A 26,933-nucleotide genomic window follows, 5' to 3' on the forward strand; every position below is an offset into this window, starting at 1 on the left:
CATAGTGTTTCGGTGGTCATAGCGTTAGGGAAACGCCCGGTTACATTCCGAACCCGGAAGCTAAGCCTTTCAGCGCCGATGGTACTGCAGGGGGGACCCTGTGGGAGAGTAGGACGCCGCCGAACAAATTTTGATAAAGCCTCGCCCCGAGTTGAAGTAATTCAACTCGGGGCGAGGCTTTTTTGCGTTCTGGGGGCATCGTGGGGCCCTGGGGCCCTGGGGGCGTCGGGTGGGTGCGTGACGGGCGGCCGGCGGGCCCGGGGTGGGGGTGTGAGGGCAGGTCGTGGGTCTGGGCCGGCCGGTGTGACGTAGATCGTCGTTGTGTTTCTAGGTCGCGTGACCTAGTGTCGGGGTTGTGGACGATGACATCCAGCTTGATGTGACGGGCCCGGTTCTTGTGGTGGGTGGCTACGGGACCGTTGGCGGGGATTTGGCGCGGCTGGCGGCTACTTCGTGGCCGTTGCTCCTGACGGGGCGTACGCCGGAGCGTGGGGCGGCGCTGGCCGAGGAGGTCGGCGCGGCGGTGCGACGGTGGGATCTGAGTGATCCGGAGCCGTTCTCGGCGAAGGTGCGGGCCGTGATCAGCACGGTGAACGACCCCGAGGACCGGGTGCTGTTGGCGGCGATCCGGGGTGGTGTGCCGTATGTGGACATCACACGGTGGACGGCGCGGCTGCAGCGGGCGGTGGCGGTGGCGGCGGTGAACCCGCCGAAGGCGCCGGTGCTGTTGTCGTCGAGCTGGATGGGCGGGGTGACGGCGCTGGTCGCGGCCGCGCTGGCGGCCGAGGTCGGCGGGGCGTCGGCGGTGGAGATCGCGATCCGGTACGACCTGAAGGACCGGGCGGGCACGGACTCGGTGGAGTTCATGGACCGGCTGGGGCTGGACTACGAGGTGACCGAGGGCGGGCAGCGGCGGATGATCATGCCGTTGTCCGGGGCCGGCCATGTGGCCATCGGGGAGCACCGGACGAAGGTCGCGCGGATCGACACGCCGGAGCAGTTCACGCTGCCGCTGGTGCTGGGGGTGGACACCGCCCTCACGCGGATCGGGTTCAGTGCCAATTCGTCGACGTCGACGCTGCTGGCGCTGAAGAAGACCGGGTTCTTCCGGTGGGGGCGTGGTGAGAAGTTCCAGTCGACGCGGCGGTCGATGCTGTATTCGCCGGGTGAGGGCGGCAGTGCGTGCCTGCGGATCGATGTGCGCGGGCGGGGCGGTCAGCGGCGTACGGCCGTGCTGACGGATCCGGCCGGGCAGGCTCATCTCACGGCGCTGGGCGGGCTGTTGGGGCTGCGCCGGGTGCTGGGCGAGGACGGGGCGGCCGCGCCGCGCGGGGTGGTGTTCCCGGAGATGACGCCGGTGCCGCAGGACGTCGTGGCGGCGCTGGAGAAGGCGGGCGTCGGGGTCGAGGTGTCATGAGCGAGGAGAAGGACGGCGGGGCCGGTAAGGGCTCGACGCTGACGCGGCAGGGGAGCATTCGGCGGACGAGTCTGCTGGACGCGGCCGAGGCCGTGCTGGTGGCCAAGGGGTCGGATGCCTCGTTGCGGGCGATCGCCGGTGAGGCGGGGGTGCGGGTCGGGCATCTGCAGCACTACTTCCCGACCCGGGCGGATCTGATCAAGGCCGTGCTGGAGCGGGCGCTGGAGCGTTCGCTGGAGCGGCTGGCGGAGACGACGGGGCTGCGGATGGTGCGGGACGACCCGTCGGCCATCGAGTTGCCGGCGGGGCCGGCGAACCCCGACGAGGTGGTGGGGGTGGTCCTCGCCGAGCAGGACGATCCGCAGCTGGTCCGGCTGTATGTCGAGGTGTGGGCGCTGGCGGCGCGGGACGACGAGATCGCCACCGTGGTGCGGGAGTTCTACCGGAAGTACGTGGCCCATGTGGAGGCGTACGTCCAGCAGGGGCGGCCGGACTGGTCGGGTGAGTTCTGCCGGGCCCGGGCCGAGACGTTCGTGGCGCTGGTCGAGGGGGCGGCCCTGATGCGGTCGGGGATCGCCGGCAGCCGGTCGTCCGCGATGGATGCGCAACTGGCGCAGTTTGCCGTGCAATTGCTCCGGGACTGAGCGTTCCGGGGCCAACCAGGGGGAATCAGGGGGAAGTACGTCATGACCGAAGTGGTGGATCTGGCCGAGCTGGCGTCGACGGCGGGGCTGGAGCAGGAGCTGGACCGGCTGGCGAAGCGGCACGGGATCATCCGTACCCGGCAGTTGAACGGGCAGGAGACCTGGACCGTGCTCGGGGCGGCGCTGACGCGGGAGCTGTTGAGCGATCCGCGGCTGTCCAACGACGTGCACACGCATGCGCCGCACGGGGCGCTGGTGCCGGGGATGGCGGTGATGCTGCTGGAGCAGGACGACCCGGATCACGCGCGGCACCGCCGGCTGGTGAGTGCGGCGTTCGCGTCGCGGGCGGTGCGGCAGTTGGAGCCGCGGATCGCGGAGATCACCGACCAGTTGCTGGACAAGCTGGGGGACCGCGGTACGGCGGACTTCATCGAGGAGTTCACGTATCCGATGCCGCTGGAGGTGATCTGCGAGCTGCTGGGGGTGCCGGCGGAGGATCGGGATCCGTTCCGGCAGTGGGCGATGGACATCTCGGCGGCGCCGTCGCTGGAGGCGATGCAGTCGGCGGCCGCGGAGCTGTTCGGGTACTGCATCGGGCTGATCGGGGCGAAGCGGGAGCGGCCGACGGAGGATCTGCTCAGTGAGCTGATCGCGGCGCGGTTCGAGGACGGGAGTGCGCTCAGTGATGAGGAACTGTCGTCGTTCGCGGCGGTGTTGCTGATCGCGGGGCATGACACGGTCACGAATCTGCTGGCCAACGCGTTGCACGATCTGCTGGCGCATCCGGAGCAGCTGGCGGCGCTGCGGGCGGATCCGTCGCTGGTCGGTGCGGCGGTGGAGGAGGCGTTGCGGTTCCGGGGGTCGGCGATGACGACCGTGAACCGGGTGGCGCTGGAGGACGTCGAGGCGGGCGGGGTGGTGATCCGTAAGGGGGAGCTGGTGCGGTTCCTGCTGAACGCGGCGAATCGGGATCCCGAGGTGCGGGAGGATCCGCATGCGTTCGACCTGGGGCGGGCGACCGCGCAGCATCTGTCGTTCGGGGTGGGGCCGCACTTCTGCCTGGGGCAGCGGCTGGCCCGTCAGGAGGCGACGATCGCGCTGACCGAGATCCTGCGGCGGTTCGGCACGCTGGAGCTGGCGGTGCCGGCGGAGGAGGTGCGGTGGCTGCCGTCGGATGCGATCCGGGGGCTGGTGGAGCTGCCGCTGCGGTACGAGCGCTGACGCGGTATCAGGAGCAGGGTGAGAGCGGTGGGGGGTAGCGGGATGGTGGAGATCCGGGTCGACCGGGACGTGTGTGACGGGCTCGGGCAGTGTGCGCTGGTGGCGCCCGAGGTGTTCGCGCTCGATGACGACGAGCGCCTGGTGGTGGCGCCGGAGGTGCCGGACGGGCTGGCGGGCAAGGTGGCCGCCGCGGTGCGGGCGTGTCCGGTGCGGGCGCTCGTGGTCGAGGGGGCCTGAGCGTTGCGCGAGGTCGTCGTGGTGGGGGCGGGTCTCGCGGGGGTGCGGGCCGCGGGGTCGCTGCGGGCCGAGGGGTTCGACGGCCGGCTGACGGTGGTGTCGGACGAGCGGGAACTGCCCTACGACCGGCCGCCGCTGACGAAGCAGGTGGTGGCCGGGACGATGACCGGGGACGACATCCGGCTGGCGGGTGAGGGGGAGTTCGGCGCCCGCTGGATCCGGGGGACCGGGGCGGTCGGGTTGGATCGCGAGCGGCGGCGGGTGCGGCTGGCCGACGGTGCGGAGCTGCCGTACGACGGGGTGGTGCTGGCGCCGGGTGCGAAGGCGCGGGAGTGGCCCGGGGCCGGGGTGCCGGACGGGGTGGTGACGGTGCGGGGGCTGGCGGACGTCCGGCGGTTGCGGGCCGAGGTGGCCGGTGGGGCCGATGAGGTGGTGATCGTTGGTGCCGGGTTCGTCGGGGTGGAGCTGGCGTCGTCGCTGAGCGGGCTGGGGGTGAAGGTCACGCTGGTGGAGCCGTTCGGTGCGCCGCTGCGGGCGCTGGGCGGCACGGTGGCGGAGGTGGTGTCGGAGGCGGCGGGCCGGGCGGGGGTGGCGTTGCGGCTGGGCGTGGGTGTGCGGGGTTTCGCGGCGGCCGCGGGCGGCCGGGTGCGGGCGGTGGTGCTGGCGGACGGGGCGGAGGTGTCCGCGTCGCTGGTGGTGGTGGCGATCGGGATGGTGCCGGCCACGGGGTGGCTGGTGGGGTCGGGGCTGGCGTTGCCGTCCGGGCGGATCCACTGTGACGAGCGGCTGTTCGCGCGGGCCGCGGGTGGTGCCGGTGGTGCGGGTGTGACGGATCCGGCGGTGGTGGTGGCCGGGGACGCGGCGTGGTGTGAGGCGGTGCGGACGGCGGAGGGGCCGGTTCCGTTGGAGCACTGGAGCAATGCGGCCGCGCAGGGTGAGCTGGCGGGGCGGAATCTGCTGGCGGGGCCGGCGGCGGCCGAGCCGTATGTGCATGTGCCGTCGTTCTGGACGGCGGCGTTCGGGTTGCGGATCCGGTCGGTGGGGCTGCCGGGTACGGGTGACCGCGAGGTGGTGGAGGCGGGGTCCGCTGCGGAGGGTGCGGTGCTGGTGGCGCACTACCGGGGGGAGCGTCTGGTGGGTGCGGTGAGTGTGAATCAGGGGAAGCTGCTGCCGGGGTATGCGCGGCGGTTGAATTAGGCGGCCGGGTCGGTTTTCGGGACGGTTCGGGACGGAAAAACAGGCCCGCGGGTATGTGAATCCCACGTTAAGTTTTTCATTACCACGGAACCTTTTGAGTTGACCCCGCGGGGAAGAGATTGGGTCACGTGACCTACCGCACATTTCCGTGACGCTTCTGGGGAGCTCTGGTAACGTTTTTATCGCGCCTCCGGGAGAGGCGGTGCAGGTCCTTTCGGTGGGCCACGACGAAGTGGTTTCGCCGACGTATTACGGCCTGTTCCTGTGTAAGCAGGTATCGGGGGGATCATTTGCTACGGGGGATGGCATGTGTCACGCGTTCAGCGATGTCTGAAGCGATGTCTGAAGCAATGTCCGTAACGACGTCAGGTGGCCGGGCTTCCCGCTTCCCGGGAGAGTGCCCCGGCGTTCAGCGGCCCGGGGCCGAGTGTGCCGCGCTGGCGGCCGCCGCCTCCTGCCGGGCGTACTGAGCAGAATTTTCCGACGGTTTTCCGGTAATTCATTCCGGCTTTGCGAAGCCGTTCTGTGTAAAACCGTCGCGGGCTCAGTCATGTCCTCTCACCGCACTTTCCTTCCGGTTTTCGTCCGGTTGACGAAACGTGCCGCCAAGTAATTTCCGCTGCCGTTTTCCAGTGTTTCCATGGCCGGTAAAAGGTGGCGTGCAGAGTGCTTTCGAAACGAGGAGAGAACCATGCAGAACCCCTATGAGGCAGACCGGATCCACGACATCGTCCGCGAGGGACTGGCGCAGGTGCTGGGCAGCAGCGTCGATGAGATCACCGCGGACGCCACCCTCGTCTCCGACCTCGGGGCCGAATCCCTCGACCTGGTCGAATTCCGCTTCGAGATGGAGACCAAGCTCGGCGTGGCGCTGCCCAAGTCCAATGTGCTCGACCAGCTGGCGTCGGCGCTCGGCGGGTCGGAGCAGCTCTACGACGAGCGCGGCGGGATCTCCGAGCTGGCCGCCGAGGTGCTGCGGCGCAGCGCGTTCGGCTACAGCGAGGAGCAGGTGCACGCCGGGATGCGCCCGTACGAGGTCGCCGCGGCGGCCACCAGCGCGCACTGGGCGGCGTTCACCCACCGGATCTTCGACCACCTTCCCGAGGCCTGCACCGAATGCGCCGCCGACAAGGCGCAGATCGCGCCGTCCGGCAAGGTCCAGTGCGCCGGCTGCGGTGCCGCGCTGGAGGCGGCCACCGGTGACGAGGTGATGGCCGAGGGCGTCCGCGCGGCGCTGGCCGCGCTGGGGCACGCCCAGCCCGTCGGCTGACCCTGGCCGGCCGCCGCCGAAGGCGTTCGACGTGCGAAAGGAATGCAAGTGAACCCCCACATACCCGCCGGGGCCGGTCATGAGGTCGTGGTGACCGGTATCGGCCTGGTGGCCGGTCGACTGACCGACCCCGAGGCGCTGTTCGACCATCTCGCGCAGGGGAACACCCTCATCGCCGAGCACCCGCTCCACAAGGAGTGGGGCGTGCCCTGCGCCGTCTCGGCCCACATCGACCCCGCGGTACGGCGGTCCCTGGAGGAGGCGGTGCCGCCGGAGGCCCGCCCGCTGGGGCCGGCCGGCGCGCTCGCCTGGCACGCCGCCGCCCAGGCCTGGGAGCGCAGCGGACTGCCGCGGCGCCTGGACTCCGAGCGCGGCGGCGTCTTCCTCGCCTGCAACCGCATGGTGATGGAGCCCGCCGAACTCGCCGGTCTGGCCGACCATGTGGACTTCGAGGCGGGCGCGCTGGACCTGGACGCATACCTCGACGCGGGCGGGCCGGACCCGCGGCGGCACGAGCGGGTCCAGCCGGACACCGCCACCGCGCGGCTGGCCGACTACTTCGGTGCGGCCGGGGTGCTGGAGACGCACGCGGACGCCTGCGCCGCGGGCGGGATGGCCATCGGCAGCGCGTACCGCTACATCCGCAGCGGCACCCTCGACGTGGCGCTGGCCGGCGGCGCGGAGAGCCTGACGACGCTGGCCTCGGTCGCCGCGTTCTACGGGATCGGTGCGCTGGCGCCGGCCGGGGACCGGGACGCGGCGGAGCTGAGCCGCCCGTTCGACAAGGACCGCTCCGGGTTCGTCATCGGGGACGGCGCCGCGTTCCTGGTGCTGGAGTCGCGGGCGCACGCCGAGGCCCGGGGCGCCCGGGTGCTGGCCCGGGTCGCGGGCTACGCCGGGGTGACCGAGGCGGTGAAGATGACGTCCAGTTCCCGCGACGGCTCCGACTACGCCACCTGTATCCGGGCGGCGCTCGCGGACGGCGGGCTGACCCCGGACGACATCGACCACGTCAATGCGCACGGCACCTCGACCGAGGCCAACGACACCTGTGAGGCGGCGGCGCTGCACACCGTGTTCGGCGAGCGGGTGGGCCGGATCCCGGTGACCGGCAACAAGTCCGCCATGGGCCATTCGCTGGCGAACAGCGGGGCGGCCGAGGCGGTGCTGTCGGTGCTCAGCCTGCAGCGGCAGGCCGTGCTGCCGACGCTCAACTTCCACGAGCCGGACGAGGTGACCCGCGGTCTGGACATCGTCACCGAGCAGCGGCACACGCCGGTGACCACGGTGCTGTCCAACTCCTTCGGTTTCGGCGGGCAGAACTGCTCGCTGATCCTGGCGCAGGCGGGGTGAGTGACGCGATGACGAACCTCGATGCGGTGCGGCTGACCGCACCCGGCTTATACACCGCGGCGGGCGCGGACCCCGCGTCGCTGTGGGAGGCCCTGGTGGCCGGCAAGGACACCGGCCGGCCCGACGAGCTGCTCGCCGAGGCCTGGCCCGGCGCGGGTACCGCGTTCCTCGTCGACGACCCGGACGCGGCGACGCTCGGTGTGCACCGGCGGGTGCTGCGCACCTCCGAGAAGCAGGCGCGGATGGCGCTGTACGGGGCGCGGCTGGCGCTGACCGGTCCCTCGGTGACCGGCCCGGTGGGCGGGGAGGGCTGGGGTCTGTACCTCGGACTGCCCACGGTCGACGAGCAGTTGTTGCGGTTCTCCGCCCTGGACGGGCTGCGGCGGGCGGCGGACGACTCGCCCGGTGCGGTCGCGGCGCTCTACGGCCGGGAGGTCCCGCCGTTCAGCGGGCTGTCCCATCTCAACAGCACGGCCGCGGCGCACATTTCGGCGGTGTTCGGGCTGACCGGTGCGATGGCCGCGTACTCCCCGTTCTCCGACGCGGGCCTTTCGGCCCTGGTCGACGGGGTGCTCTCGGTCGCCGAGGGCGAGAACGAGGCGGCCGTCATCGGTGCGGTCAGCCCGAAGGTGCATCCGCTGCTGTTCCCGCAGTACGAGGAGCTGGGCTGGACCGGTGCCGCCCCCGGGGAGGGGGCCGCGTTCCTCGTCGCCCGGCGCGGGCCGGACGTACCGGGGGCGCGGGACGTACCCGCGGCGCCCGATGGTCCGGCGGTGCGGCTGGCCGGTTACGGGCGCGGGTTCGGTGCGGACGGTGCGGACCTGACCTCGGCGCTCACCGAGGCGGTGCACGCGGCGCTGGCGATGGCCGGTACCGACGCCGCGGGGATCGGCTGGGTGCTGCCGGACGCCGGGTGGACGGCGGCCGGCGAGCAGGCCCAGCGCGCCGCGCTCGACCGGGTCTTCGGGCCGGCCGGCGCCCGGCCCGCGGTGGCCGGGGCCGAGCGCGCCACCGGTGTGCTCGGGCCCGCCCATCCGCTGGCCCATGTGGTGCTGGCGCTGCACGGGCTGGCCACCGGGCGGCTCCTCGCGGACGACGGGGAAACCGGACCGCGTGGAGCCGCTGCCGGTCTCCCGGGTGCTGGTGCTGGCCTGCGGCGCACGCGGTCAGGTGTGTGCCGTCGTACTGGAAGGAGCCGGATCATGAGCCGCCGCGTCGTGGTGACCGGACTGGGCGCCGTCTGCGGACTGGGGCTCGACTGGCAGACCGTGTGGGAGGGCCTGTGCGAGGGCCGCTCGGCGATCCGCGGCTGGCAGCCGCCGGGCGTGGACGACTTCCCGGTGCGCTATGCGGCGCCGGTCGACGACGCGGCGTTCGCGGCGCGGTACGGGGCCGACGAGGACCCGGGGCCGGTGGAGCGGCGGGTGCGGTTCGGGCTGGCGGCGGCCGGCCAGGCGCTGGCCGACGCCGGTCTGGCGGCCGGCGGGGACGGGGCGTGGACGGCGGGCCGGATCGGCACCGCGGTCGGCTCGGGCGTACCGGAACGCGACCCGCTGGAACTGCTGCCGGCCCTCGGCGAGGACGGGCAGCCCAGCTGGCAGGCGCTGTACGCGCGGCGCGACCGACTCGACCGGGCCAGCGGCCTGTTCTGCACCAATGACGCGCTGGCCGCCGGGATCGCGGCCCGGCACCGGCTGCGCGGCCCGGCGCTGAACTTCAGCACCGCCTGCGCGGGCGCCACGCACGCCATCGGGCACGGGTTCCGGATGATCCGGCGCGGTGAGGTGGACGCGATGGTGGTGGGCGGCGCCGACTCGGTGCTGAACCTGCCCACCATGACCGGGCTGCACCTGCTGGGGGCGCCCTCCACGTCCGAGCTGTTCGGGGACCGGCTGTGCCGCGCCTTCGACCGGGACCGCAGCGGTCTGGTCGCCGCGGAGGGCGCCGCGATGCTGGTGCTGGAGAGCGAGGAGAGCGCCCGGCGGCGCGGCGCGATCGTCTATGCCGAGGTGGCGGGTTTTGGTAGCTCCCTCGACGCTTATCAGGTCACCGCCCCGCATCCGGACGGCGTGGGCGCGGCGCTGGCGATGCGCCGGGCGCTGGCGGACGGCGGCGTGGCTCCGGAGGCGGTGGACTCGGTCAATGCGCACGGCACGTCCACGCCCCTGAACGATCCGATCGAGACCCGGGCGATCAAGGACGTCTTCGCCGGCGGCGAGCACTACCGGAAGCTGGCGGTGACCGCCAACAAGACGATGCTCGGGCACCTGATCGCCGCGGCCGGCGCGCCGGAGCTGATCGCGACGGTGCTGTCCGTGCGCGACGGCATCGTGCCGCCCACGCTCAACCTGGAGAACCCCGACCCGGCCTGCGATCTCGATTACGTCCCGGACAAGGCCCGGCACCAGGAGGTGTCGGTGGCAGTGAGCAATTCCTTCGGCTTCGGCGGCCTCAACGCCAGTCTGGTGGTACGCGGTTATGACGACTGACCTCCCGAGTACGAACCCCTCGGACGAGCTCCACGACGACCCCAACCCCCGCACCCCGCACACCCCCGGCACCTCCGGTACGGGCTTCGACCCGGACGCGATCGTCGTCACCGGCATCGGCGCGGTGCTGCCCACCGGGCGCGGCCCCGAGGCGCTGTGGTCGGCCTGGCGGCAGGCGCAGCCGGCGCTGTCGCCGTACCGGGACCCGTACGTGCGGACCCGGAAGATCAGCCACTTCGGACACGTGCCGGACGCGCTCCAGGAGGAGAGCCGGGACAGCGTCCCGCACAAACTGCGCAAGTTCGGGACGCCGTTCACGTTCAACGCGGTGCTCGCCGCGCAGGACGCGATGGCGGCGGCCGGGGAGAGCTGGCAGCAGGTGCCGGAGGAGCGGCGCGGGCTGTACGTCGCGCAGGACGACTCCACCGACCTGAGCGCGGCGGCGTTCCACAAGGCGCTGGACAACGCCCGCACGGACCACTCGCCGGAGGCGGGGGTGAACCTGACGCGGCTGGTGGCGGAGGCGTTCGGCAACGCGGCCACCTTCAACCCGTTCACCGTCATCCGGGCGCTGAACAACAACACGCTCGCGCTGATCAGCATCGCGCAGCGGTTCCGGGGCGACTGCGCGGCGTTCGTCCAGGACGCCGGGGCCGCGCTGGGCGCGCTGCAGCGGGCGGCCTTCACGCTGCGCGAGGGGACGTGCGACACCGCGCTGGTGGTCGGCGCCGGCAGCTACAACGAGCCGCTGAAGCTGGCCGCGCAGTACCGCGCCGGCCATCTGACGCCCGGCGGGCCCGACGGGGCGGCGCTGCGCAGCTTCGACGCGGAGCGGGACGGCACCGTTCTGGCCGAGGGCGCGGTGGCGCTGGTGCTGGAGCGGGCCGGGGACGCGGCGGCGCGCGGGGCGCGGCCGCTGGTGACGTTCCTGGGGGCGGCGCTGCGGCCGGCGGTGGACAGCGGCGTCGGCCCGTCCGCCCTCGCCGAGGGCCCGCGCGGGCTGCTGGCCGAGCACGGCCTGACGCCCGACACCCTCGGCGCCGTCCTCGCCGACGGCAAGGGCACCGTCCGGCACGACGCCGCGGAGGCGGAGCTGCTGCGGGCGCTGCTGAAGGACAGCGGGGTGCCGGTCGGCTCGCTGCGGCCGGTCACCGGCACCCTCGGTGCCGCCGGCCCGCTGGCCGAACTCGCCCTGGCGCCGCACCTGTTCGCCACCGGGGAGCTGCCGCCGATCGCGCATCTGCGGACGCCGCCGGACGACGGCACCGACTTCGTCATGGGTGCGCCCAGGAAGCGGCGGATCGACTCCGTCCTGAGTCTGCACAGCACCTTCAACGGGTTCGCCGGAGCCCTGCTGGCCCAGCGGCCGCACACGGACTGACGCACGAGGGGACCACCAACACATGTCGCAGTTCACCGAGTTCGTGCAGCCTCAGATGGGCCGGATCTTCACCGCCCTGGGGCTGGACGTGGAGTACGTCCGGGCGGAGGGCAACACCCTCCACCACCGTGACGAGCAGGGCGCCGAGGTGCCCGTCCTGGACCTGATGGGCGGCTACGGCTCGCTGATCCTGGGCCACAACCATCCCGAGATCGTCGCCCACGCGCACGATCTGCTCGACCAGCGGCGGGCCGTGCACGCCCAGTTCTCGCTGCGGGAGGAGGCCGGCCGGCTCGGCGCCGCGCTCAGCGACGTCGTCCGGCGGGAGACCTCCGTCAAGGAGCCGTACGTCGCCACGTTCGGCAACAGCGGCGCCGAGGCCGTCGAGGCGGCCGTCAAACACGCCGAGCTGGTCCGGGTCCGGGCCGTCGCGGAGCTCGCCGACTCCGTCGCCGCCCATGTGGAGCGGGCGCGGGAGGCGGTCGGCCGGGGCGAGGCCGTCGTCGACGCGGACGCCTTCCACGCCCCGGCGGTGCGGGAGCGGGCGCCGGAGGGCGAGGGCATCGAGGCGCTGCTGGCGGCGGTCGGCGCGCACAACACGGCGGCGCTCGCCACCCGGCCGCTGTTCCTGGCGCTGGAGCGGTCCTTCCACGGCAAGCTCGTCGGCAGCGTGCAGCTGACGTACAACAGCGGCTTCCGGACGCCGTTCGCCCACCTCGGGACGCGGGTGCGGTTCGTGCCGATGGACCGGCCCGAGCTGCTGGACGCCATCGCCGACGAGGAGCGGGTGACGCTGCTCGACGTCGAGACCGACGGCGGGCGGGTCCGGGTCGTCGAGCGGGACCTGCCGGTGATCACCGCGTTCCTGGTGGAGCCGGTGCAGGGCGAGGGCGGCATCCATGCGCTGACCGTCGAACAGGGCCGGGCCATCCGGCTGTTCTGCAACAAGGTCGGCACCGCGCTGATCATCGACGAGGTGCAGAGCGGCCTGGGCCGCTGCGGCGCGTTCCTCGCCAGCTCGCTGATCGGGCTGCGCGGCGACTACTACACGCTGTCCAAGTCGCTCGGCGGCGGCCTCGCCAAGATCTCCGCGATGCTGGTGCGGAAGTCGCTGTACCAGGGCGAGTTCGACATCATCCACAGTTCCACGTTCGCCATGGACGACTTCTCCTCGGGCGTGGCCCGGAAGGTCGTCGAGCTGCTGGAGGCCGGCGACGGGCAGCTCTACCGGCAGGTCACCGAGCGCGGCGAGCGGCTCACCGCGGTGCTGAACGATCTCAAGGCCGCCTACCCCGACGTCATCGAGGACGTCCGCGGCAAGGGCCTGTTCCTCGGCGTGCAGCTGCGCGACCAGGGCGGGGCCCGCTCGATGGTGCTGCGCGGCAGCGCGTACACCGGGTCGCTGGGCTATCTGCTCTCCGGCTACCTGCTGCGGCAGGAACGCATCCGCATCGCGCCGACCGGCAGCGCCGGCAACGTGCTGCGCATCCAGCCGTCCGCGTACCTCACCGACGAGGAGATCGAGCAGGTGCGCGGGGCGCTGGACCGGCTGTGCCGCATCCTGCGCCACGAGGACACCCTGCACCTGGTCCACCCGGCCAGCGACCGCCGGATCCCCAAGCCGCGCGCCGAGATCCGGGACTTCCGGGGCACGCTGCCCGGCTACGAGCAGGACGCGCCGCGGCCGGTGACCGGGCCGGTGCGCAAGGTCGCGTTCCTCAACCACCTCATCGAACCGGCCCATCTGCGGCAGGTCGACCCGGCGCTCGCCGACCTGAGCGACGCGGCGCTGCGCTCGTTCGTCCTGGGCATGGACCCGGTCAAGAAGGCCGCGCCCTACCCCGGCGTACGGATCGACTCGCCGCTCGGCAGCGCCGTGGAGTTCGCGCTCTACCCGCTGATGGTGTCGTCCGAGCAGATGGGCGGCTATCTGGCCTCCGGTGACGTGACGGGGATCCGCGCGGACATCGAGGAGCGGGTGCAGGCGGCCCGCGACGACGGCTGCGCGGTGGCCGGCCTGGGCATGTACACCTCGATCGTCTCGAACAACTGCACCTCGCTGCGGGTCCCGGGCATCGCGCTGACCAGCGGCAACGCGCTGACCGTGGCGATGGGTGTGCAGGCGATGGAGCAGGGCGCGCAGGACCGCGGCTGGAAGGTCGAGGACGCCACGCTGGCCGTGGTCGGCGCGGCCGGCAACATCGCGTCGGTCTACAGCCAGCTGTTCGCCGAGCGGCTCGGCCGGATCGTGCTGGTCGGCAGCCGCCGCGACGGCTCCGTCCGGCGGCTGCGCAACACCGTGCACGGCATCTACCAGGAGTGCTGGTCGCGGATCGCGGCCGGCGGCGAACTGACCGGCATCCCGGCGCGGCTCGCGGAGGAGCCGCTGATCACCAAGTGGCTGGCCGAGGGGCCGGGCGGCGACGACGCCGGGCGCGGCCGGGCCATCGCCGAGCACCTTCAGGAGCGCTACGGCAGCGACCCGTTCCTGACCGTCACCCAGGACAGCGCGGCGCTGCGCGAGGCGCAGCTGGTGCTTGCCGCCTCCAACAGCCCCGAACCGTTCCTGACCGGCGAGCACTTCGCCGACGGCGCGGTGATCTGCGACATCGCGGTGCCCAACAACGTGGTGCCGGGCGTGACCGAGCAGCGGCCCGACCTGGCGTACATGCTCGGCGGGATCGTCGCCACCCCGAACGGCGAGAGCCTGCACCCGTCGGCGCGCGCCTTCCTGGAGGCCGGCCAGCTGTTCGCCTGCATGGCGGAGACCGCGCTGATGGGCCTGGCGGGCCTGGACCGCCACTACTCGTACGGGAACATCAGCCGCCAGCAGGTCATCGACATCGCGGCGCTGGCCGACGCGCACGGGCTGCGGCTGGCCGACTACAAGAGCGCCCACTCGGTCTGAGACCGGACCGCACCGACTTGCGAGAGGACACCATGGAATTCGAAGGCCAGGTGGCACTGGTGACCGGCGGCAGCCGGGGCATCGGCCGGGCCATCGCCCTGAAACTGGCGGAGGGCGGCTGCGACATCGCGCTCAACTACCGCAGCGCCACCCGCGAGGCGGAACAGGCCGCCGAGCGGATCGCCGCGCTCGGCCGCCGCGTCGAGCTCTTCCAGGGGGACGTCTCCGACCCCGACGTGCCGCGGCAACTGGTCGCGGGCGTACGCGCCGCCTTCGGGCGGATCGACGTGCTGGTCAACAACGCCGGCATCACCCGCGACGAACTGCTGGTCAACCAGAGCCTGAAGGACATCGAGCAGGTGCTGGCCACCAACCTCGTCGCGCCGATGCTCACCGTCCAGGCCGTGGCGCCCCTGATGATGCGCCAGCGCTACGGCCGGATCGTCAACATCTCCTCGTCGGCGGCCTCCAAGCCGGGCCGCGGGCAGTCCAACTACGCGGCGGCCAAGGGCGGTCTGGAGGCGTTCACCAAGGCGATGGCGGTGGAACTCGCCTCCCGCGGGATCCTGGTCAACGCGGTCGCCCCCGGCGTCATCAACACGGAGATGACCGACGCCATCCGCAGCCACGGCGACGAGGAGATCATGCGCCGGCTGCTGGTGAAGTCCTACGCCGAACCCGAGACCATCGCCGACGCCGTGGCGTACCTGGCAAGCCCGCGCAACACGTACGCGACGGGCGAGGTGCTCCACATCGACGGCGGCCTGAAGATGGCGTGAGGGGACGACCATGACCGATGACGTGACAACGCCCGGGGTTCCGGGCGTGCCGGGCGGCGGTCCCGCGCCCGGCGAACTGGCCGGGAAGACGGCCGTGGTGACCGGCGCGGCCCAGGGCATCGGCCGGGAGACGGCCCTGCTGCTGGCGGAGGCCGGCGCCGCCCGGCTGATCCTCCTCGACCGGGACGCCGGGCAGCTGGAGACGGTCGTCAAGGAGGCCGCCGGCCTGGGCGCCACCGCCGTGGCCGTCGCCGCGGACCTGCGCGACCGGGAACTGGTCCGCGGCCGGCTCCGCGCCGAACTGCGGGCCGCCGGCACCCTCGACATCCTCGTCAACAACGCCGGCGTGGCCGACGAGAACGGGCCCGACGACGAGACCACCTGGCTGCGGGTGCTGGACATCAACCTGCACGGCACCTTCGCGGTCACCGCGGCCTGCCTGGAATACCTCGTCGACCACGGGCGGATCGTCAACGTCTCGTCGATCCTCGGCAAGGCAGGCAAGATGCGGAACACCGCCTACTGCGCCTCCAAGCACGGCCTGATCGGCTACACCAAGGGCCTCGCCCTGGACCTCGCGGCCCGCGGCATCACGGTCAACGCCGTCCTGCCCGGCTGGATCGACACGCCCATGCTGCGCCGCGAACTCGCCGCGCAGGCCGACGAGATCGGCGCCGACCCGGCCCGGATGCTGCGCCAGGCCCGCAAGGGCATCCCGCTGCGCCGGCTGGTCGAGGCGCGGGAGGCCGCGGAGCTGATCGGGTTCCTGGTGTCCGGCCGGGCGGCGGCGATCACCGCGCAGAGCCTGACCGTCGACGGGGGCTACACCCGTGGAATGTAGCCGGTGGCTGCGCAGACTGGGCCCGGCGCCGGCCGCGGACGGGGCGCCGCCGGCCGCCCGGGTGGTGTGCTTCCCGCACGCCGGCGGCGGCGCGGCCGCGTTCCGGCCGCTCGCCAAGGCGGTGGCGGCGGCCGCCGCCGAGGAGGGGGCCGGCCCGTACGAGGTGCTGGCGGTGCGCTACCCGGGCCGCCACGACCGCCTCCACGAGGAGCGCCTGGAGGACCTGCGCGAACTGGCGGCCCGGGCCTTCCGCGGACTGCTGCCGCTCACCGGCCGGCAGCCCCTGGTCCTGCTCGGGCACAGCATGGGCGCGCTGATCGCCTACGAGGTGACCCGGCTGCTGGAGGGGACGGGCGCCGGCCGCCCGCTGCGACTCGTCGTCTCCGGCGCCTGGGCGCCCTCCCGGGTCCGCGGCGGCACCGTCCACCTGCGGGACGACGACGGGCTGATCGAGGAGATCCGCCGCACCCGGGGCACCGACCCCCGGGTGCTGGACGACCGGGAACTGCTGGCCATGGCGCTGCCCGTGGTCCGCAGCGACTACAAGGCCGTCGAGACCTACCGGCACCGGCCCGGACCGCCGCTCGACACCCCCCTCACCGCGCTGGTCGGGGACGCCGACCCGCTGGTGGCGGTGGACGACGCGGCGGCCTGGCGGGCGCACACCGCCGGGGACTTCCGGCTGCGGGTCTTCCCGGGCGGCGACCACTTCTACCTGACCCGGCACTGGCCGGACCTGGCGCGGGCCGTCGTCGCGGCACCGGACCGGGCGGCCTCAGACCGGCAGGGAGCGGTGCGGCCAGCGGGCCCGGGCCTGCTCCGCGGAGCGCAGGGTGGCGAGCGTCAACAGGCCGCGCGTCCGGCCCGCCTCCAGCAGGTCGGGTAGCGCGGGCAGCGGCGCGAGGGCCGCGATGTCGTCCAGGACGAGGGTGAGTGGTGGGTCGAGCCGACCGTCGGATGACCGTTCGGCCATGCGGCGGCCGTGCTCGACCACGTGCGAGAGGAGTGCGGTGAGCAGCGGCATCGCACCCGGGTCGGTACGCGGATCCTCGACGGGCTCGCCTACCACGTAGAGCGTTCCCCCTTCGTCGATGAATGATTCGAGAAGGAGCGAATCCGCGCGCAGCGGATTGCAGGCGTCCCGGATGTGGATCGACGACAGCGCGGCCAGCGCCCGCCCGACCAACTCCTTGGCCGCCTCCCGGCGTTCGGCGTGCGCGGTGAGCACCGACTCCAGCTCACCGGCCTGCCCGGCGGACGCCTGGGCGCTGGTCCGCAGGATCCGCACCGGCTCCTGCGCACCGCCCGCGGCGTGCGCCCAGCGGTGCAGCTGCCGGAACGGCCGGCCGTCCACCGCGGCGGCGTGCAGCCAGCAGCGCAACAGCGTCTCCGCGGCGTCCGCGAGCGCCGAGTCCAGCGAGCTGGTGGGGCGTACGGGGGCCAGCAGGGCGGCGGCGCGGGCGGCCGCGGTGGCGAGGTCCTCGCAGCCGGCGGTGGGGGACCAGCGCATCCGGGCCGGGGTGTCGAGGCGGTGCGTGGGGTCGTAGGTCAGCAGCGGGCCGAGCTTGGCCCGGGCGTCCTTGGTCCCGGCCCACAGCGCGGGGTCCGTGGTGGCCACGATCAGCGCGCCGGGGGCGGCGGCCGCGACGGTGGTGGCGGCGGCCCGCGCGGCGGCCCGGTCGGCGGTGAACTCGACGCGGGGCAGCGCCGGTTCACCGGGCGCGGCGACCGCCCCGGGCGCGCCCGGGGACGCGGTGCGCTGCTCGGGGACGGGGCCGGACGGGGCGGTGGCGGCGGCATCGGCCGGCGTCCCGGGAACGGCCTGCGCGTCCGGTACGGCCGGGGCTTCCGGGGCGGCCGGTACGGGCTGGGCGACGGGGGCGGCCGGCGTCGCCGGTGCGGCCGCCGCGGCCGGCTCGGCCGGTGCGTCCTCGGCGAGCCCCGCCCGCGCCGCCCGTGCCGACGCCCGGGACTTGGCGCGGCGGGCGGCCCGTACGGCGCGGTAGCGGGTGACCGTCCCCATCGCGAAGATCGTCAGGACCAGCAGGACCATCAGCTCGCCGATGAGGATGCCCCAGAACAGGCCGTACCCGGAGAGCTGGCCCTTGGGGGTGCCCGGCCAGGCGGCGGCCATGTCGTGCGGCGCGGACACCAGATGGCGCAGGGCCAGCGGCGTACCGGAGTAGTCGACGCCCGCCGGCCAGGCGCCGTGCGCGAACAGCCCGGCCAGCCCGGTCGCCGTCCACACCAGCAGGGTCAGGCCCAGCAGGAAGGCGAGCAGCCCGACCAGCAGGGAGTCCGGAATGCCCCGCCCCCGGCCGCCGGGCCGGTCGCGGGGGTGCGGGCGGTCCGGGCGGTGCGGACCTCCGTACCACCCGTCCCGGTCGTCGTCCCGCCGGTCGTCGTACCGTTCGCCGTACCGTTCGCCGTGCCGGCCGTCGTAGGGCCCGTCGTCGTATCCGCGCCTCACGCCACCGTCTCGCTCGACTCGTCTCTCCACCGGCGCTCCATCGCCATCGCCTCGGCGCGCGCCTCGGCCTCCGCGTCCGCCGCCGCGTTGAGTGCGGCCCGGGTGTCGTCGTCCGCCGGCAGCGGGGACGACTCGGTCATCGCCCGGTCGGTGTAGACCAGCGGCCGTTCGGCCTCCGTGATGAGGTGCTTGACGACCTGGACGTTGCCGTTGACGTCCCAGACCGCGATGCCGGGCGTGAGGGTCGGGATGATCTCCACGGCCCAGCGCGGCAGGCCCAGCACCCGGCCGGTGGCCCGCGCCTCGTCGGCCTTCTGCGCGTAGATGGTCCGGGTCGAGGCCATCTTCAGGATCGCCGCGGCCTCCCGCGCGGCCGCCCCGTCCACCACGTCCGACAGGTGGTGGACGACCGCCACGAACGACAGGCCCAGCCGGCGGCCGAACTTCAGCAGCCGCTGGAAGAGCTGGGCGACGAACGGGGAGTTGATGATGTGCCAGGCCTCCTCGACCAGAAAGATGCGTTTCTTCCGGTCAGGGCGGATCCAGGTGTGCTCCAGCCAGACGCCGACGATCGCCATCAGGATCGGCATCGCGATGGAGTTGCGGTCGATGTGCGAGAGGTCGAAGACGATCAGCGGGGCGTCCAGGTCGATGCCCGCCGACGTCGGCCCGTCGAACATGCCGCGCAGGTCACCGTCGACCAGCCGGTCCAGCACCAACGCCACGTCCAGGCCCCAGGCCCGCACGTCGTCTATGTCGACGTTCATCGCCTCGGCCGACTCGGCCTCCGGGTGCCGCAGCTGCTCGACGATGTCCGTCAGCACCGGCTGCCGGTCGGTGATCGTCTCGTTGACGTACGCATGGGCGACCTTGAGGGCGAAGCCGGCCCGCTCGTCGAGGCCGTGGCCCATCGCGACCTCGATGATCGTCCGCAGCAGGGCCAGCTGGCCGGTGGTGGTGATCGACGGATCGAGCGGGTTGAGCCGGATGCCGCCGTTGAGCGCGGCGGTCGGGTCCAGCCGGATGGGAGTTATCCCCAGCTCCTGGGCGATGAGGTTCCACTCGCCGACGCCGTCCTCGCCCTGCGCGTCGAGCACCACGACCTGCCGGTCCCGGAACCTCAGCTGCCGCAGTACGTACGTCTTCTCCAGTGCGGACTTGCCGTTGCCGGACTCGCCGAGCACGAGCCAGTGCGGGGCCGGCAGCTGCTGGCCGTACAGCTGGAACGGGTCGTAGATGTAGCCCTTGCCGCTGTAGACCTCACGGCCGATGATCACGCCGGAGTCGCCGAGGCCGGGCGCGGCGGTGGGCAGATAGACCGCCTGGGCCTGTCCGGTGGAGGTGCGTACCGGCAGCCGTGTCGTCTCCACCTTCCCGAACAGGAAGCTGGTGAACGCCTCGGTGAGCGCTCCGAGCGGATCGAGCATGGCCATGACGTACGCGCCTCCCAGCGGCTTTAGCGGCGGATCCCGGTCGCGAACGGCAGGGTGTTGACGAACGCCCGGTGGTGCTCCCGGTCGCACCACTCCAGCTTGAGGTACGACTTGCCGGCCGAGGCCCGGATGGTCCGCTTGTCCCGGGCCAGTGCCTCCGGTGACCGGGACGAGACGGTGAGGTAGCCGACGAGGTTGACGCCGGCCGCGCCGGACGCCAGGTCCTCGCCGCGCTGGTCGACGCGGCCGTGGTGGGCGACGTCCCGCGGGTCGACCACCCGGTTCATCTTCGCCGCGCGGCTCGCCTCGGCGTCGTCATTGGTCTTCTCCGTCAGCATCCGCTCGATGGCGACCTCGGTGGGCTCCAGGTCCATGCAGACCGCGACCGTACGGATCACGTCCGGGGTGTGGACCAGCAGCGGGGCGAGGAAGTTGACGCCCACCGGGGTCAGCGGCCACTCCTTGATCCAGGCGGTGGCGTGGCACCAGGGCGCCCGGGTCGACGACTCCCGGGTCTTCGCCTGCAGGTACGTCGGCTCCATCGCGTCGAGCTCGGCCGGCCAGGCGTTGCGCTTGCTCATCGCCTGGATGTGGTCGATGGGGTGGTCCGGGTCGTACATCGAGTGCACCAGGGACGCCAGCCGGGCCTGGCCGAGCGGCTGGCGGACCCGGATGTCGGCCTCGGCGAGCCGGGCGCAGATGTCGGTCAGCTCACGGGCCATCACCACCGCGAGCCCGGCGTCCCGGTCGAGCTTCTTGCGCAGCAGCCCGCCCTGGTGCATCCGGGCGGCCCGCGCCATGGTGTGCGCCTCGGAGGCCAGCTCGCGGGTGTAGTGCATACAGGCCACGAGGTACGCGCGGTGCTGCTCACTGCTCGTCGACACCATCGACTGCAGCTGGTCGTAGGAGTCCCGCAGCCACTGCGGGGACGTCCGGTCGCCCCGCTGGGCGACGTCCTTGGCGTGCGCGTCCGGGTCGGCCGGGAGGGTCCGCGCCAGCATCTGCAGCCGCGTCACGAAGCCGTCGCCGTTGGCCACGTGCTTCAGCAGCGTCCCGAACCGGTCGACCAGCGCCTCCTGGTCCTCGCTGTCCCGCAGCCCGACGCCCGGGCCCTCGATCTCGATGGCGGCGGTCACCGTCCGCCGGTCGGCGTGCAGCAGCACCGCGATCTCGTCCGGGCCGAACGGCGCGCTGAGCCAGTTGATCCGGCCGATGCCGGGCGGCGGGCCGATCTCCACCTCGCGGCCGTCCAGCCGGGTGCCGGCCTCCGCCGCGCCGGAACGGTAGACCGCGCCGCCCTTGCGGACCGTGCGCCGGAAACTGCGCCGGATCTCGAACCACCGGTAGAACGTGCGGCCCTTGTACGGGACGTAGACCGCGGCCAGGCCCAGCATCGGGAAGCCGGTGAGGCTCACGATCCGCAGCGGCAGCATGGGCACCAACAGCCCGCACATCATGCCGAGGAACGCGCCCGCGATGATCAGCGCGATCTCGCCGGTCTCGCGGTTCTTGCCGACGATCGCGTTCGGCCGGGCGCGGCCGATCAGATACGTACGGCGGGGTGCGACCGGGTGGGACTGGGTGCTCAACGCCCGTCACCTCCTGCTGTCTTGCCGGTGCGGGCGCTGCTGCTCGGGCCGGGGCCGGGATTCGTACGGGGAGCGGGGGCGGCGGGGGACGGGCCGCGGCCGCCGCCGGTGCGGGAGCTGTGCGCGGCGACGCCGCCGGAGACCGCGTCGGCCGGCCGGGACTGGCTGCCCTGCGCGCCCTGCGGCTGGCCGCCGCCGTCCCCGCCGGAGCGGCGGGTGCTGTGCGTCTTGATGCCCTGCGAGACCAGCGCGGCGGGGGAGCTGAGCACCGCGGCGGCGGCGTTCTCCGCGCCCCGGCTCATCCGGTTGTTCCGCGAGGCGGCGATCTCGTCGCCGAACCCCGGGACGAACCGGTAGATCACCGCGCTCGCGAAGATCGCCAGCAGGATGATGGCGAGACCGGACACCACCGCCGAGATGGCGTTCGGGCCCTTGTCGCCGGAGAGCGCCCCGGCGATGCCCAGCACGATCACGATCACCGGCTTCACCATGATCACCGCGATCATGATGCCCGCCCAGCGGCGCACGTGCCCCCACATGTTCTTGTCGACCAGCCCGGCGTACACCACCGTCCCGAGCAGCGCCCCGACGTACAGCAGCGCGGCCCGGATCACCAGCTCCAGCCACAGCACACCGGCGGCCAGCACGGAGACCAGGCTGACCACGATCAGCATGATCGGCCCGCCGCCGATGTCGGTGCCCTTGGTGAGCGCCTGCGAGAACGACCCGAAGAAGGTGTCGGTCTGCGCTCCCGTCCCCTTCGCGATGATCGCGGTCACCCCGTCGGTCGCCGACACGACGGTGTACAGGATCAACGGCGTGAACGCCGACGCCAGCACGGTCAGCCACAGGAACCCGACCGCCTCACTGATCGCCTCGGTCAGCCGCACCCCCCGCACCGCCCGCTTGGCCACGGCGAGCAGCCACAGCACGAGCGTGAGCACGGTGGACGCGGCGAACACGACGGCGTACTGCCGCAGGAACGCCGCGTTCGTGAAGTCCACCTGCGAAGTGGCGCTCACGGCCTCGGAGAGCTTGTTCACGATCCACGCGGCGGCTTTGGCACAGCCTTTGGCGAGGGATTCGAGGGGGTCGAGGGGGTTGGAATCGGTGAGGCCACCGCCCCCCGGGTCGGTCGTCTTGCTTCCGCCCGAGCGCTGCTCGCAGAGCTCCTTGGCCTTGGCCGTGAGCAGACCGCAGGCGCCTTCGCTGGGCTTCGGTGTCGGCGCCGCGAACGCGCGGGCAGAGAGGACCACCAGGGTGGCCTGCAGCCCGATCAGCGCCGAGGTGACCGCGAGGGCCCGGCGTCGGTTGTTACCTCGCATAGGTGAGCCCTCCGAACCCTTGGACCGCCTTGGACATGTCCTGGGCCGTCGCGGCGGCCTGGTCGCCGCCGACCGGAGCCGGCCCGGCCTTCTGTGTGAAACCGGCGATCTTCCAGTCCCCGTTGACCCACTGGAGCTGCATCGTGGACGTGTACCAGCTCTCCGCGACCGGATTCTGGGAGCCCTGCCCGGCGATGCCGAACAGGAGGGAGTACCAGACCGCGACCTCGGCGGTGGTGTCCTTGAACTTCTCCGTCTTCGTGCCGACCGGGTTCGCCCGGGAGACGAAGGCCATTCCGTCCGGCGCGGTGCCGTTCGCCTTGAGGCCGATGCGGCCGAGGAACTTCGGGTCCGTGTAGACCTTGCGCAGGCTCGCCTTGCGGGCCGCGGCGGCTGCGGGGGTGTAGACGGCATCGACGATCGCGTCACGCCGGTCCGACGCGTACATCTCGCTGCCGCTCAGCGCCACCACATAATTCGCCGCCGCCGACTGCGCCCCCTGTTCCGTCTTGGGGAAGCCCGCGGCGATGCCGCCGTTCTTCGTGGTGACGGGCTTGGTGCCGGTGGGGGTGGTGGGGCGGGCGGGGCCGGGGGCGTTCTTGGGGGAGTCGCCGGAGGTGTCGGAGCCGGTGCTGCCGCTGTCGCCGCGGTTGGCGAAGGCGATGGCCGCGAGGAGCAGGACGATCACGCCGACGACCGTGATGAGGTTGCGGCTGGACAGTCCGCTCCGGGGCCGCCGTCCCGGGCCGTAGGGGTCGGCGCCGCTGTCGGGAAGTCTGGTGCGGGTCTGGCCCGTCTCGGGGCCGCGGTGGCCGTCGCCGCCGTAGCCTCCGTCGTCGCTGAGACTCATCGCCCCTGTGCCCCCTCTGCCTCTGGCGCCGTCGCCTGCCGTGCCGTCGTTGTGCCGCCCACATATGACCGTAGCCGCGCGGGCGGCAGCTCGGGCGCGGGGATACGAGTAGATCTCACGGTGACGGTTCCTCAGATGCGGTGCCGCGGAGGCGAATGGGGGACTGTGGGTTATTTGTACTCATCGCCTCGCTCCGCCTCGGCCGTCGCCCTCTTGCGCCTTTTCGGGCCTTCCTTCCCCCGGATCCACCTGTCCCCGCCCGACGGGCAGCCCAATCGGCCCGCTGGTGGCGGGGGTGCGAAGGGCCCGCGGCGGGCCCGGCGGACCGGGGTGAGTGGGCGTCAGCATGGGGCCTTCACAGGGGGCCTTCGCGGGGGAGGGGTGGCCGGATGGGAGCGGGCGGGGGCACGGGACGGCGGAGGGAGGACAGGCGGGGGCGCAGGGGGTGCGGCGCGGGGACGGACGCCTGCCCGGGTGCGCCCAGGGGCGGCGGTATCGGACCGTTCCGGTCTCGGTATCGGACCGTTCCGGCCTCGAAATCGGACCGTTCCGGCCTCGGTGTCGCGCCGTTCCGGCCTCGGACCGCGCCTGCCCCGCCCGGATTCCGCCCCGCCCGGATCTCGACCCGCCCCGCCCGGCCCTACACCGCCATTCCGTACACGATGGTGAACAGCGTCCCCAGCGAGCCGATGATGAAGACGCCGGTCAGGCCGGCCACGATCAGGCCCTTGCCCTGTTCGGCGCTGAAGGTGTCGCGCAGCGCGGTGGCGCCGATGCGCTGTTTGGCGGCGCCCCAGATCGCGATGCCGAGGCACAGCAGGATCGCCACCGCCATGACCACTTCGACCATCACGCGGGCCTCGTTGCCCAGGCTTCCGAACGGGCCCCAGTCCGGGGCGATTCCGCCGATGATGGTGGTGATGTCGCCCTTTTCGGCTGCAAGGACCATGTGTGACATCTGCGCCATGTGTGAACTCACCGCCCCTTATGGGTCGTTGATGATGCCGCTGCGCCGGCCGGCGCAGGTCGGCCGTTCTCTTCGCCCTCTATCTTCGCTGACAAAGACGCCGTCAGAAGTCGACTTGACGCCTTTCTTCGACGGATCCCATGAGGGTGGCGTGTACGTGCGGGTGCGGGCCACCCATTGAGCCGACGGGTCTCACTGTGTGTATCACGGGGGATAACCGTGAGCAATGATCATCGGTGCGGCGGGGAGGTGCCGCGGACGGCTGCTCCGGCTACTTCGGCGCGTGCGTCATGGCGAAGACCATGACGAGGGCCACCAGGTGGATCGCGAACAGGAAGTACGCCACCCGCCACCACAGGTGACGGTTCATCTGCCGCTGATCGTTCGGGTCCATGGCTCTCGTCCTGGTTCGGGTGTCCCGTGCAGTGTCGCTCATCCGGCGGTGCACGGGGCGCCGCGCGGGGCGGATGTGAGCGGGATCGCGTCCGGGGCGGCGCGCCCCCTGCGCCGCCGGTGTGACGCGCGACGCGCACCGCACGGCCGGAAAAAGGCAGTGAACCGGGCCTGAATGGGGGAGGGTTGGGGGGTGCGGAAATTCTGGGTGGCCGGTGGGCTCGGGACGGGGCTGGTGCTCCTGCTCGGGCTGCTCGTGATCGGTACGTACGTGGCGGCGGCCGGGCTGGCCGGGGCCGGCGGGCGGGCGCTCGGGCTGGCCAAGGGCGCGGTGCCGGCCGCGTACCAGGACCTGGTGCAGAAGTGGGGCACGCTCTGCCCGGCCATAAGCCCCGCGCTGCTGGCGGCGCAGCTCTATCAGGAGAGCGGGTGGAACCCCAAGGCGCAGAGCCCGGCGGCCGCGCAGGGCATGGCGCAGTTCATCCCGGGCACCTGGCAGACGCACGGGATCGACGGCAACGGTGACGGGAAGAAGGACGTCTGGGACCCGGAGGACGCCATCCCGTCGGCCGCCTCGTACGACTGCGAGCTGGCCAGTTACGTGAAGAAGGCGCCGGGCGACGCCACGCACAACATGCTCGCCGCCTACAACGCCGGTGCGTACCGCGTCATCCAGTACAACGGCGTCCCGCCGTACCGCGAGACCCAGAACTACGTGAAGACGATCACGACCCTGGCCAAGAGCTTCGAGGCGCCGCGCGGGCCGGTGGCGCCGTCCCGGCAGGCCGCCCGGGCCATCTACTACGCGCAGGACAAGCTCGGCCGGCCGTATCTGTGGGGCGGGACGGGCACGGCCGCGCAGGGCGGGCGGTTCGACTGCTCCGGGCTGACCAAGGCCGCGTACCACTCGGTGGGCATCGAGCTGCCGCGGGTGGCGAACGACCAGTGGAACGCCGGGCCCCATCCGAAGCGCAGCGAGCTGCTCCCGGGGGACCTGGTGTTCTTCGCGTACGACCTGAACGATCCGCGCTCGATCCACCACGTGGGCATCTACGTCGGTGGCGGGTACATGATCAACGCGCCCTACACCGGGGCGGTGATCCGCTTCGACAAGATCGACACACCGGACTACATCGGGGCGACCCGCGTCACCTCGGATGGCGCAAAAGCGCTCCCCGCCGCGAACGCTGCGTGAACATAGGGCCCTGAACTGCGGTGATGAGTCAAGCTTCGATAACGTCCTGGTGATCATCCGGTGGAGAGTGGAACGACCGGGGCGGTCATCACGTTTCCTAGGCGTGGGGACGTAGCAGCTCGCAGCAGCACACGCTCGACGACCACGGGGGTTGGCAGCACACGGACGGCGCACGCGCGCGCGAAAGATAAGGGGCCACGGTAGATGGCTGGACTCGCATTCGAGGGGCCGAACCCCGACGTCGACGTGCTCGACGGCATCAACGGCCTCGCGAAGGACGCGCCCCACTGGGTCAACAAGGCCATGGAGTACATCGGCGAGTACGGCATCATCGCCGCCCTCGCCGTGCTGTGCCTGATCGCCTGGTGGTCCGCGCGCCGCCGGCCGGGCGCCGCCGGTTCCGTCGCCGGCCTGGTGTGGGCCCCGCTGGCGGCCGGGATCGCGCTGCTGGCCAACATCCCGATCCGCGAGTTCGTCGAGCGGCCCCGGCCGTTCAAGGACCACGCCGGACTGGCGGTGCTGATCCCCGGCAAGAGCGACTTCTCGTTCGTCAGCGACCACGCCACGCTGACCATGGCGGTCGGCGTCGGGCTGTTCATCGCGCACCGCACCTACGGCCTGATCGGCATCGCGCTGGCGCTCGCGGAGGGCTTCTGCCGCGTCTACATGGGCGTCCACTACCCGACCGACGTGATCGGCGGCTTCGCGCTGGGCACCGCCGTCGCCCTGCTGCTCGCGCCGCTCGCCCAGGCGCTGCTGGTGCCGCTCACCACCGCGATCGGCCGCTCGAAGGTGTTCTGGCTGGTCCGCGCGCCCGGGGTGCCGGCGGACGGCCGTCCGGGCCAGGACGGCGAGGGCAGCCGGGTGGTCGCCTCCGGACCGGCGCTGCCGCGCGGCCCCAAGGAGCGGGACAAGGACCTGGCGGCCTGACGGACGGCCCACCGGCCCGGCTCCCCTTCGAGGGAACGAAGACC

General features: G+C 72.6%; 22 protein-coding genes and 1 rRNA gene. 16 read left to right on the forward strand and 7 right to left on the reverse strand.

What is annotated here, in order from left to right:
- Window positions 1-8 precede the first annotated feature (8 nt).
- The 14 genes from rrf (at window position 9) to V2J85_RS34290 (ending at window position 16,623) form a co-directional block, all read left to right on the forward strand.
- Window positions 9-125: ribosomal RNA gene (gene rrf / locus V2J85_RS34225) — 5S ribosomal RNA — on the forward strand.
- Between the two features lie 230 nt (window positions 126-355).
- The gene (locus V2J85_RS34230; protein WP_261956336.1) at window positions 356-1,417 is read left to right on the forward strand and encodes a saccharopine dehydrogenase family protein; all 1,062 of its coding nucleotides are present in this window, start codon (window positions 356-358) and stop codon (window positions 1,415-1,417) included.
- Entirely contained in the window at window positions 1,414-2,061 is a 648-nt protein-coding gene (locus V2J85_RS34235) for a TetR/AcrR family transcriptional regulator (protein ID WP_261956335.1), read from the forward strand. The genes V2J85_RS34230 and V2J85_RS34235 overlap by 4 nt, the downstream gene beginning before the upstream one ends.
- 42 nt (window positions 2,062-2,103) lie before the next feature.
- On the forward strand, window positions 2,104-3,282 hold the full coding sequence (locus V2J85_RS34240) for a cytochrome P450 family protein (RefSeq protein ID WP_330823732.1): 1,179 nt from the start codon (window positions 2,104-2,106) through the stop codon (window positions 3,280-3,282).
- A 42-nt stretch (window positions 3,283-3,324) separates the two neighbouring features.
- Window positions 3,325-3,519, forward strand: coding sequence for a ferredoxin (locus V2J85_RS34245; RefSeq protein WP_261956333.1), 195 nt, complete (start codon window positions 3,325-3,327; stop codon window positions 3,517-3,519).
- A gap of 3 nt (window positions 3,520-3,522) precedes the next feature.
- On the forward strand, window positions 3,523-4,716 hold the full coding sequence (locus tag V2J85_RS34250) for an NAD(P)/FAD-dependent oxidoreductase (protein ID WP_330823733.1): 1,194 nt from the start codon (window positions 3,523-3,525) through the stop codon (window positions 4,714-4,716).
- 691 nt (window positions 4,717-5,407) lie between these two features.
- Window positions 5,408-5,986: an acyl carrier protein gene (locus tag V2J85_RS34255; RefSeq protein ID WP_261956331.1), complete on the forward strand. Its 579-nt coding sequence runs from the start codon at window positions 5,408-5,410 to the stop codon at window positions 5,984-5,986.
- Between the two features lie 48 nt (window positions 5,987-6,034).
- The gene (locus tag V2J85_RS34260) at window positions 6,035-7,339 is read left to right on the forward strand and encodes a beta-ketoacyl-[acyl-carrier-protein] synthase family protein (protein WP_330823734.1); all 1,305 of its coding nucleotides are present in this window, start codon (window positions 6,035-6,037) and stop codon (window positions 7,337-7,339) included.
- A gap of 8 nt (window positions 7,340-7,347) precedes the next feature.
- Window positions 7,348-9,828, forward strand: a complete 2,481-nt coding sequence (locus tag V2J85_RS34265) for a beta-ketoacyl synthase N-terminal-like domain-containing protein (RefSeq protein ID WP_330823735.1) — start codon at window positions 7,348-7,350, stop codon at window positions 9,826-9,828.
- Entirely contained in the window at window positions 9,818-11,209 is a 1,392-nt protein-coding gene (locus tag V2J85_RS34270) for a beta-ketoacyl synthase N-terminal-like domain-containing protein (protein WP_330823736.1), read from the forward strand. The genes V2J85_RS34265 and V2J85_RS34270 overlap by 11 nt, the downstream gene beginning before the upstream one ends.
- A gap of 22 nt (window positions 11,210-11,231) precedes the next feature.
- On the forward strand, window positions 11,232-14,117 hold the full coding sequence (locus V2J85_RS34275; RefSeq protein ID WP_330823737.1) for an aminotransferase class III-fold pyridoxal phosphate-dependent enzyme: 2,886 nt from the start codon (window positions 11,232-11,234) through the stop codon (window positions 14,115-14,117).
- 32 nt (window positions 14,118-14,149) lie between these two features.
- Complete coding sequence (locus tag V2J85_RS34280; protein WP_330823738.1) at window positions 14,150-14,896, forward strand: 3-oxoacyl-ACP reductase family protein; 747 nt, start codon at window positions 14,150-14,152, stop codon at window positions 14,894-14,896.
- A gap of 10 nt (window positions 14,897-14,906) precedes the next feature.
- Window positions 14,907-15,737: an SDR family NAD(P)-dependent oxidoreductase gene (locus V2J85_RS34285; RefSeq protein ID WP_330823739.1), complete on the forward strand. Its 831-nt coding sequence runs from the start codon at window positions 14,907-14,909 to the stop codon at window positions 15,735-15,737.
- Complete coding sequence (locus V2J85_RS34290) at window positions 15,727-16,623, forward strand: thioesterase II family protein (protein WP_261956323.1); 897 nt, start codon at window positions 15,727-15,729, stop codon at window positions 16,621-16,623. Before V2J85_RS34285 ends, V2J85_RS34290 begins: the two co-directional genes overlap by 11 nt.
- Here V2J85_RS34290 and V2J85_RS34295 read toward each other — a convergent pair.
- The 7 genes from V2J85_RS34295 to V2J85_RS34325 all read right to left on the reverse strand — a co-directional run bounded on the left by V2J85_RS34295 (window position 16,513) and on the right by V2J85_RS34325 (window position 24,765).
- Window positions 16,513-18,042: a type VI secretion protein gene (locus V2J85_RS34295; RefSeq protein WP_330823755.1), complete on the reverse strand. Its 1,530-nt coding sequence runs from the start codon at window positions 18,040-18,042 to the stop codon at window positions 16,513-16,515. The genes V2J85_RS34290 and V2J85_RS34295 overlap by 111 nt on opposite strands.
- Before the next feature lie 161 nt (window positions 18,043-18,203).
- Window positions 18,204-19,634: an ATP-binding protein gene (locus V2J85_RS34300; protein ID WP_261957498.1), complete on the reverse strand. Its 1,431-nt coding sequence runs from the start codon at window positions 19,632-19,634 to the stop codon at window positions 18,204-18,206.
- Between the two features lie 29 nt (window positions 19,635-19,663).
- On the reverse strand, window positions 19,664-21,229 hold the full coding sequence (locus V2J85_RS34305; protein ID WP_261956322.1) for an SCO6880 family protein: 1,566 nt from the start codon (window positions 21,227-21,229) through the stop codon (window positions 19,664-19,666).
- Entirely contained in the window at window positions 21,226-22,554 is a 1,329-nt protein-coding gene (locus tag V2J85_RS34310) for a hypothetical protein (protein WP_330823740.1), read from the reverse strand. Before V2J85_RS34310 ends, V2J85_RS34305 begins: the two co-directional genes overlap by 4 nt.
- Window positions 22,544-23,404, reverse strand: a complete 861-nt coding sequence (locus V2J85_RS34315) for a DUF8175 domain-containg protein (RefSeq protein WP_330823741.1) — start codon at window positions 23,402-23,404, stop codon at window positions 22,544-22,546. Before V2J85_RS34315 ends, V2J85_RS34310 begins: the two co-directional genes overlap by 11 nt.
- Window positions 23,405-24,044: 640 nt before the next feature.
- Entirely contained in the window at window positions 24,045-24,353 is a 309-nt protein-coding gene (locus V2J85_RS34320; RefSeq protein ID WP_030415911.1) for a hypothetical protein, read from the reverse strand.
- Window positions 24,354-24,642: 289 nt separating this feature from the next.
- Window positions 24,643-24,765, reverse strand: coding sequence for a hypothetical protein (locus V2J85_RS34325; protein WP_261956319.1), 123 nt, complete (start codon window positions 24,763-24,765; stop codon window positions 24,643-24,645).
- A 192-nt stretch (window positions 24,766-24,957) separates the two neighbouring features.
- On the opposite strand from V2J85_RS34325, the gene V2J85_RS34330 reads away from it, so the two are divergent.
- Window positions 24,958-25,959 (forward strand): C40 family peptidase, encoded by a 1,002-nt coding sequence (locus V2J85_RS34330; protein WP_330823742.1) that lies wholly within the window; start codon window positions 24,958-24,960, stop codon window positions 25,957-25,959.
- Between the two features lie 204 nt (window positions 25,960-26,163).
- On the forward strand, window positions 26,164-26,889 hold the full coding sequence (locus V2J85_RS34335; RefSeq protein WP_265361620.1) for a phosphatase PAP2 family protein: 726 nt from the start codon (window positions 26,164-26,166) through the stop codon (window positions 26,887-26,889).
- Window positions 26,890-26,933: the final 44 nt, after the last annotated feature.

The sequence above is a fragment of the Streptomyces bugieae genome, from assembly GCF_036352915.1.
Classification (GTDB): domain Bacteria; phylum Actinomycetota; class Actinomycetes; order Streptomycetales; family Streptomycetaceae; genus Streptomyces; species Streptomyces endophytica.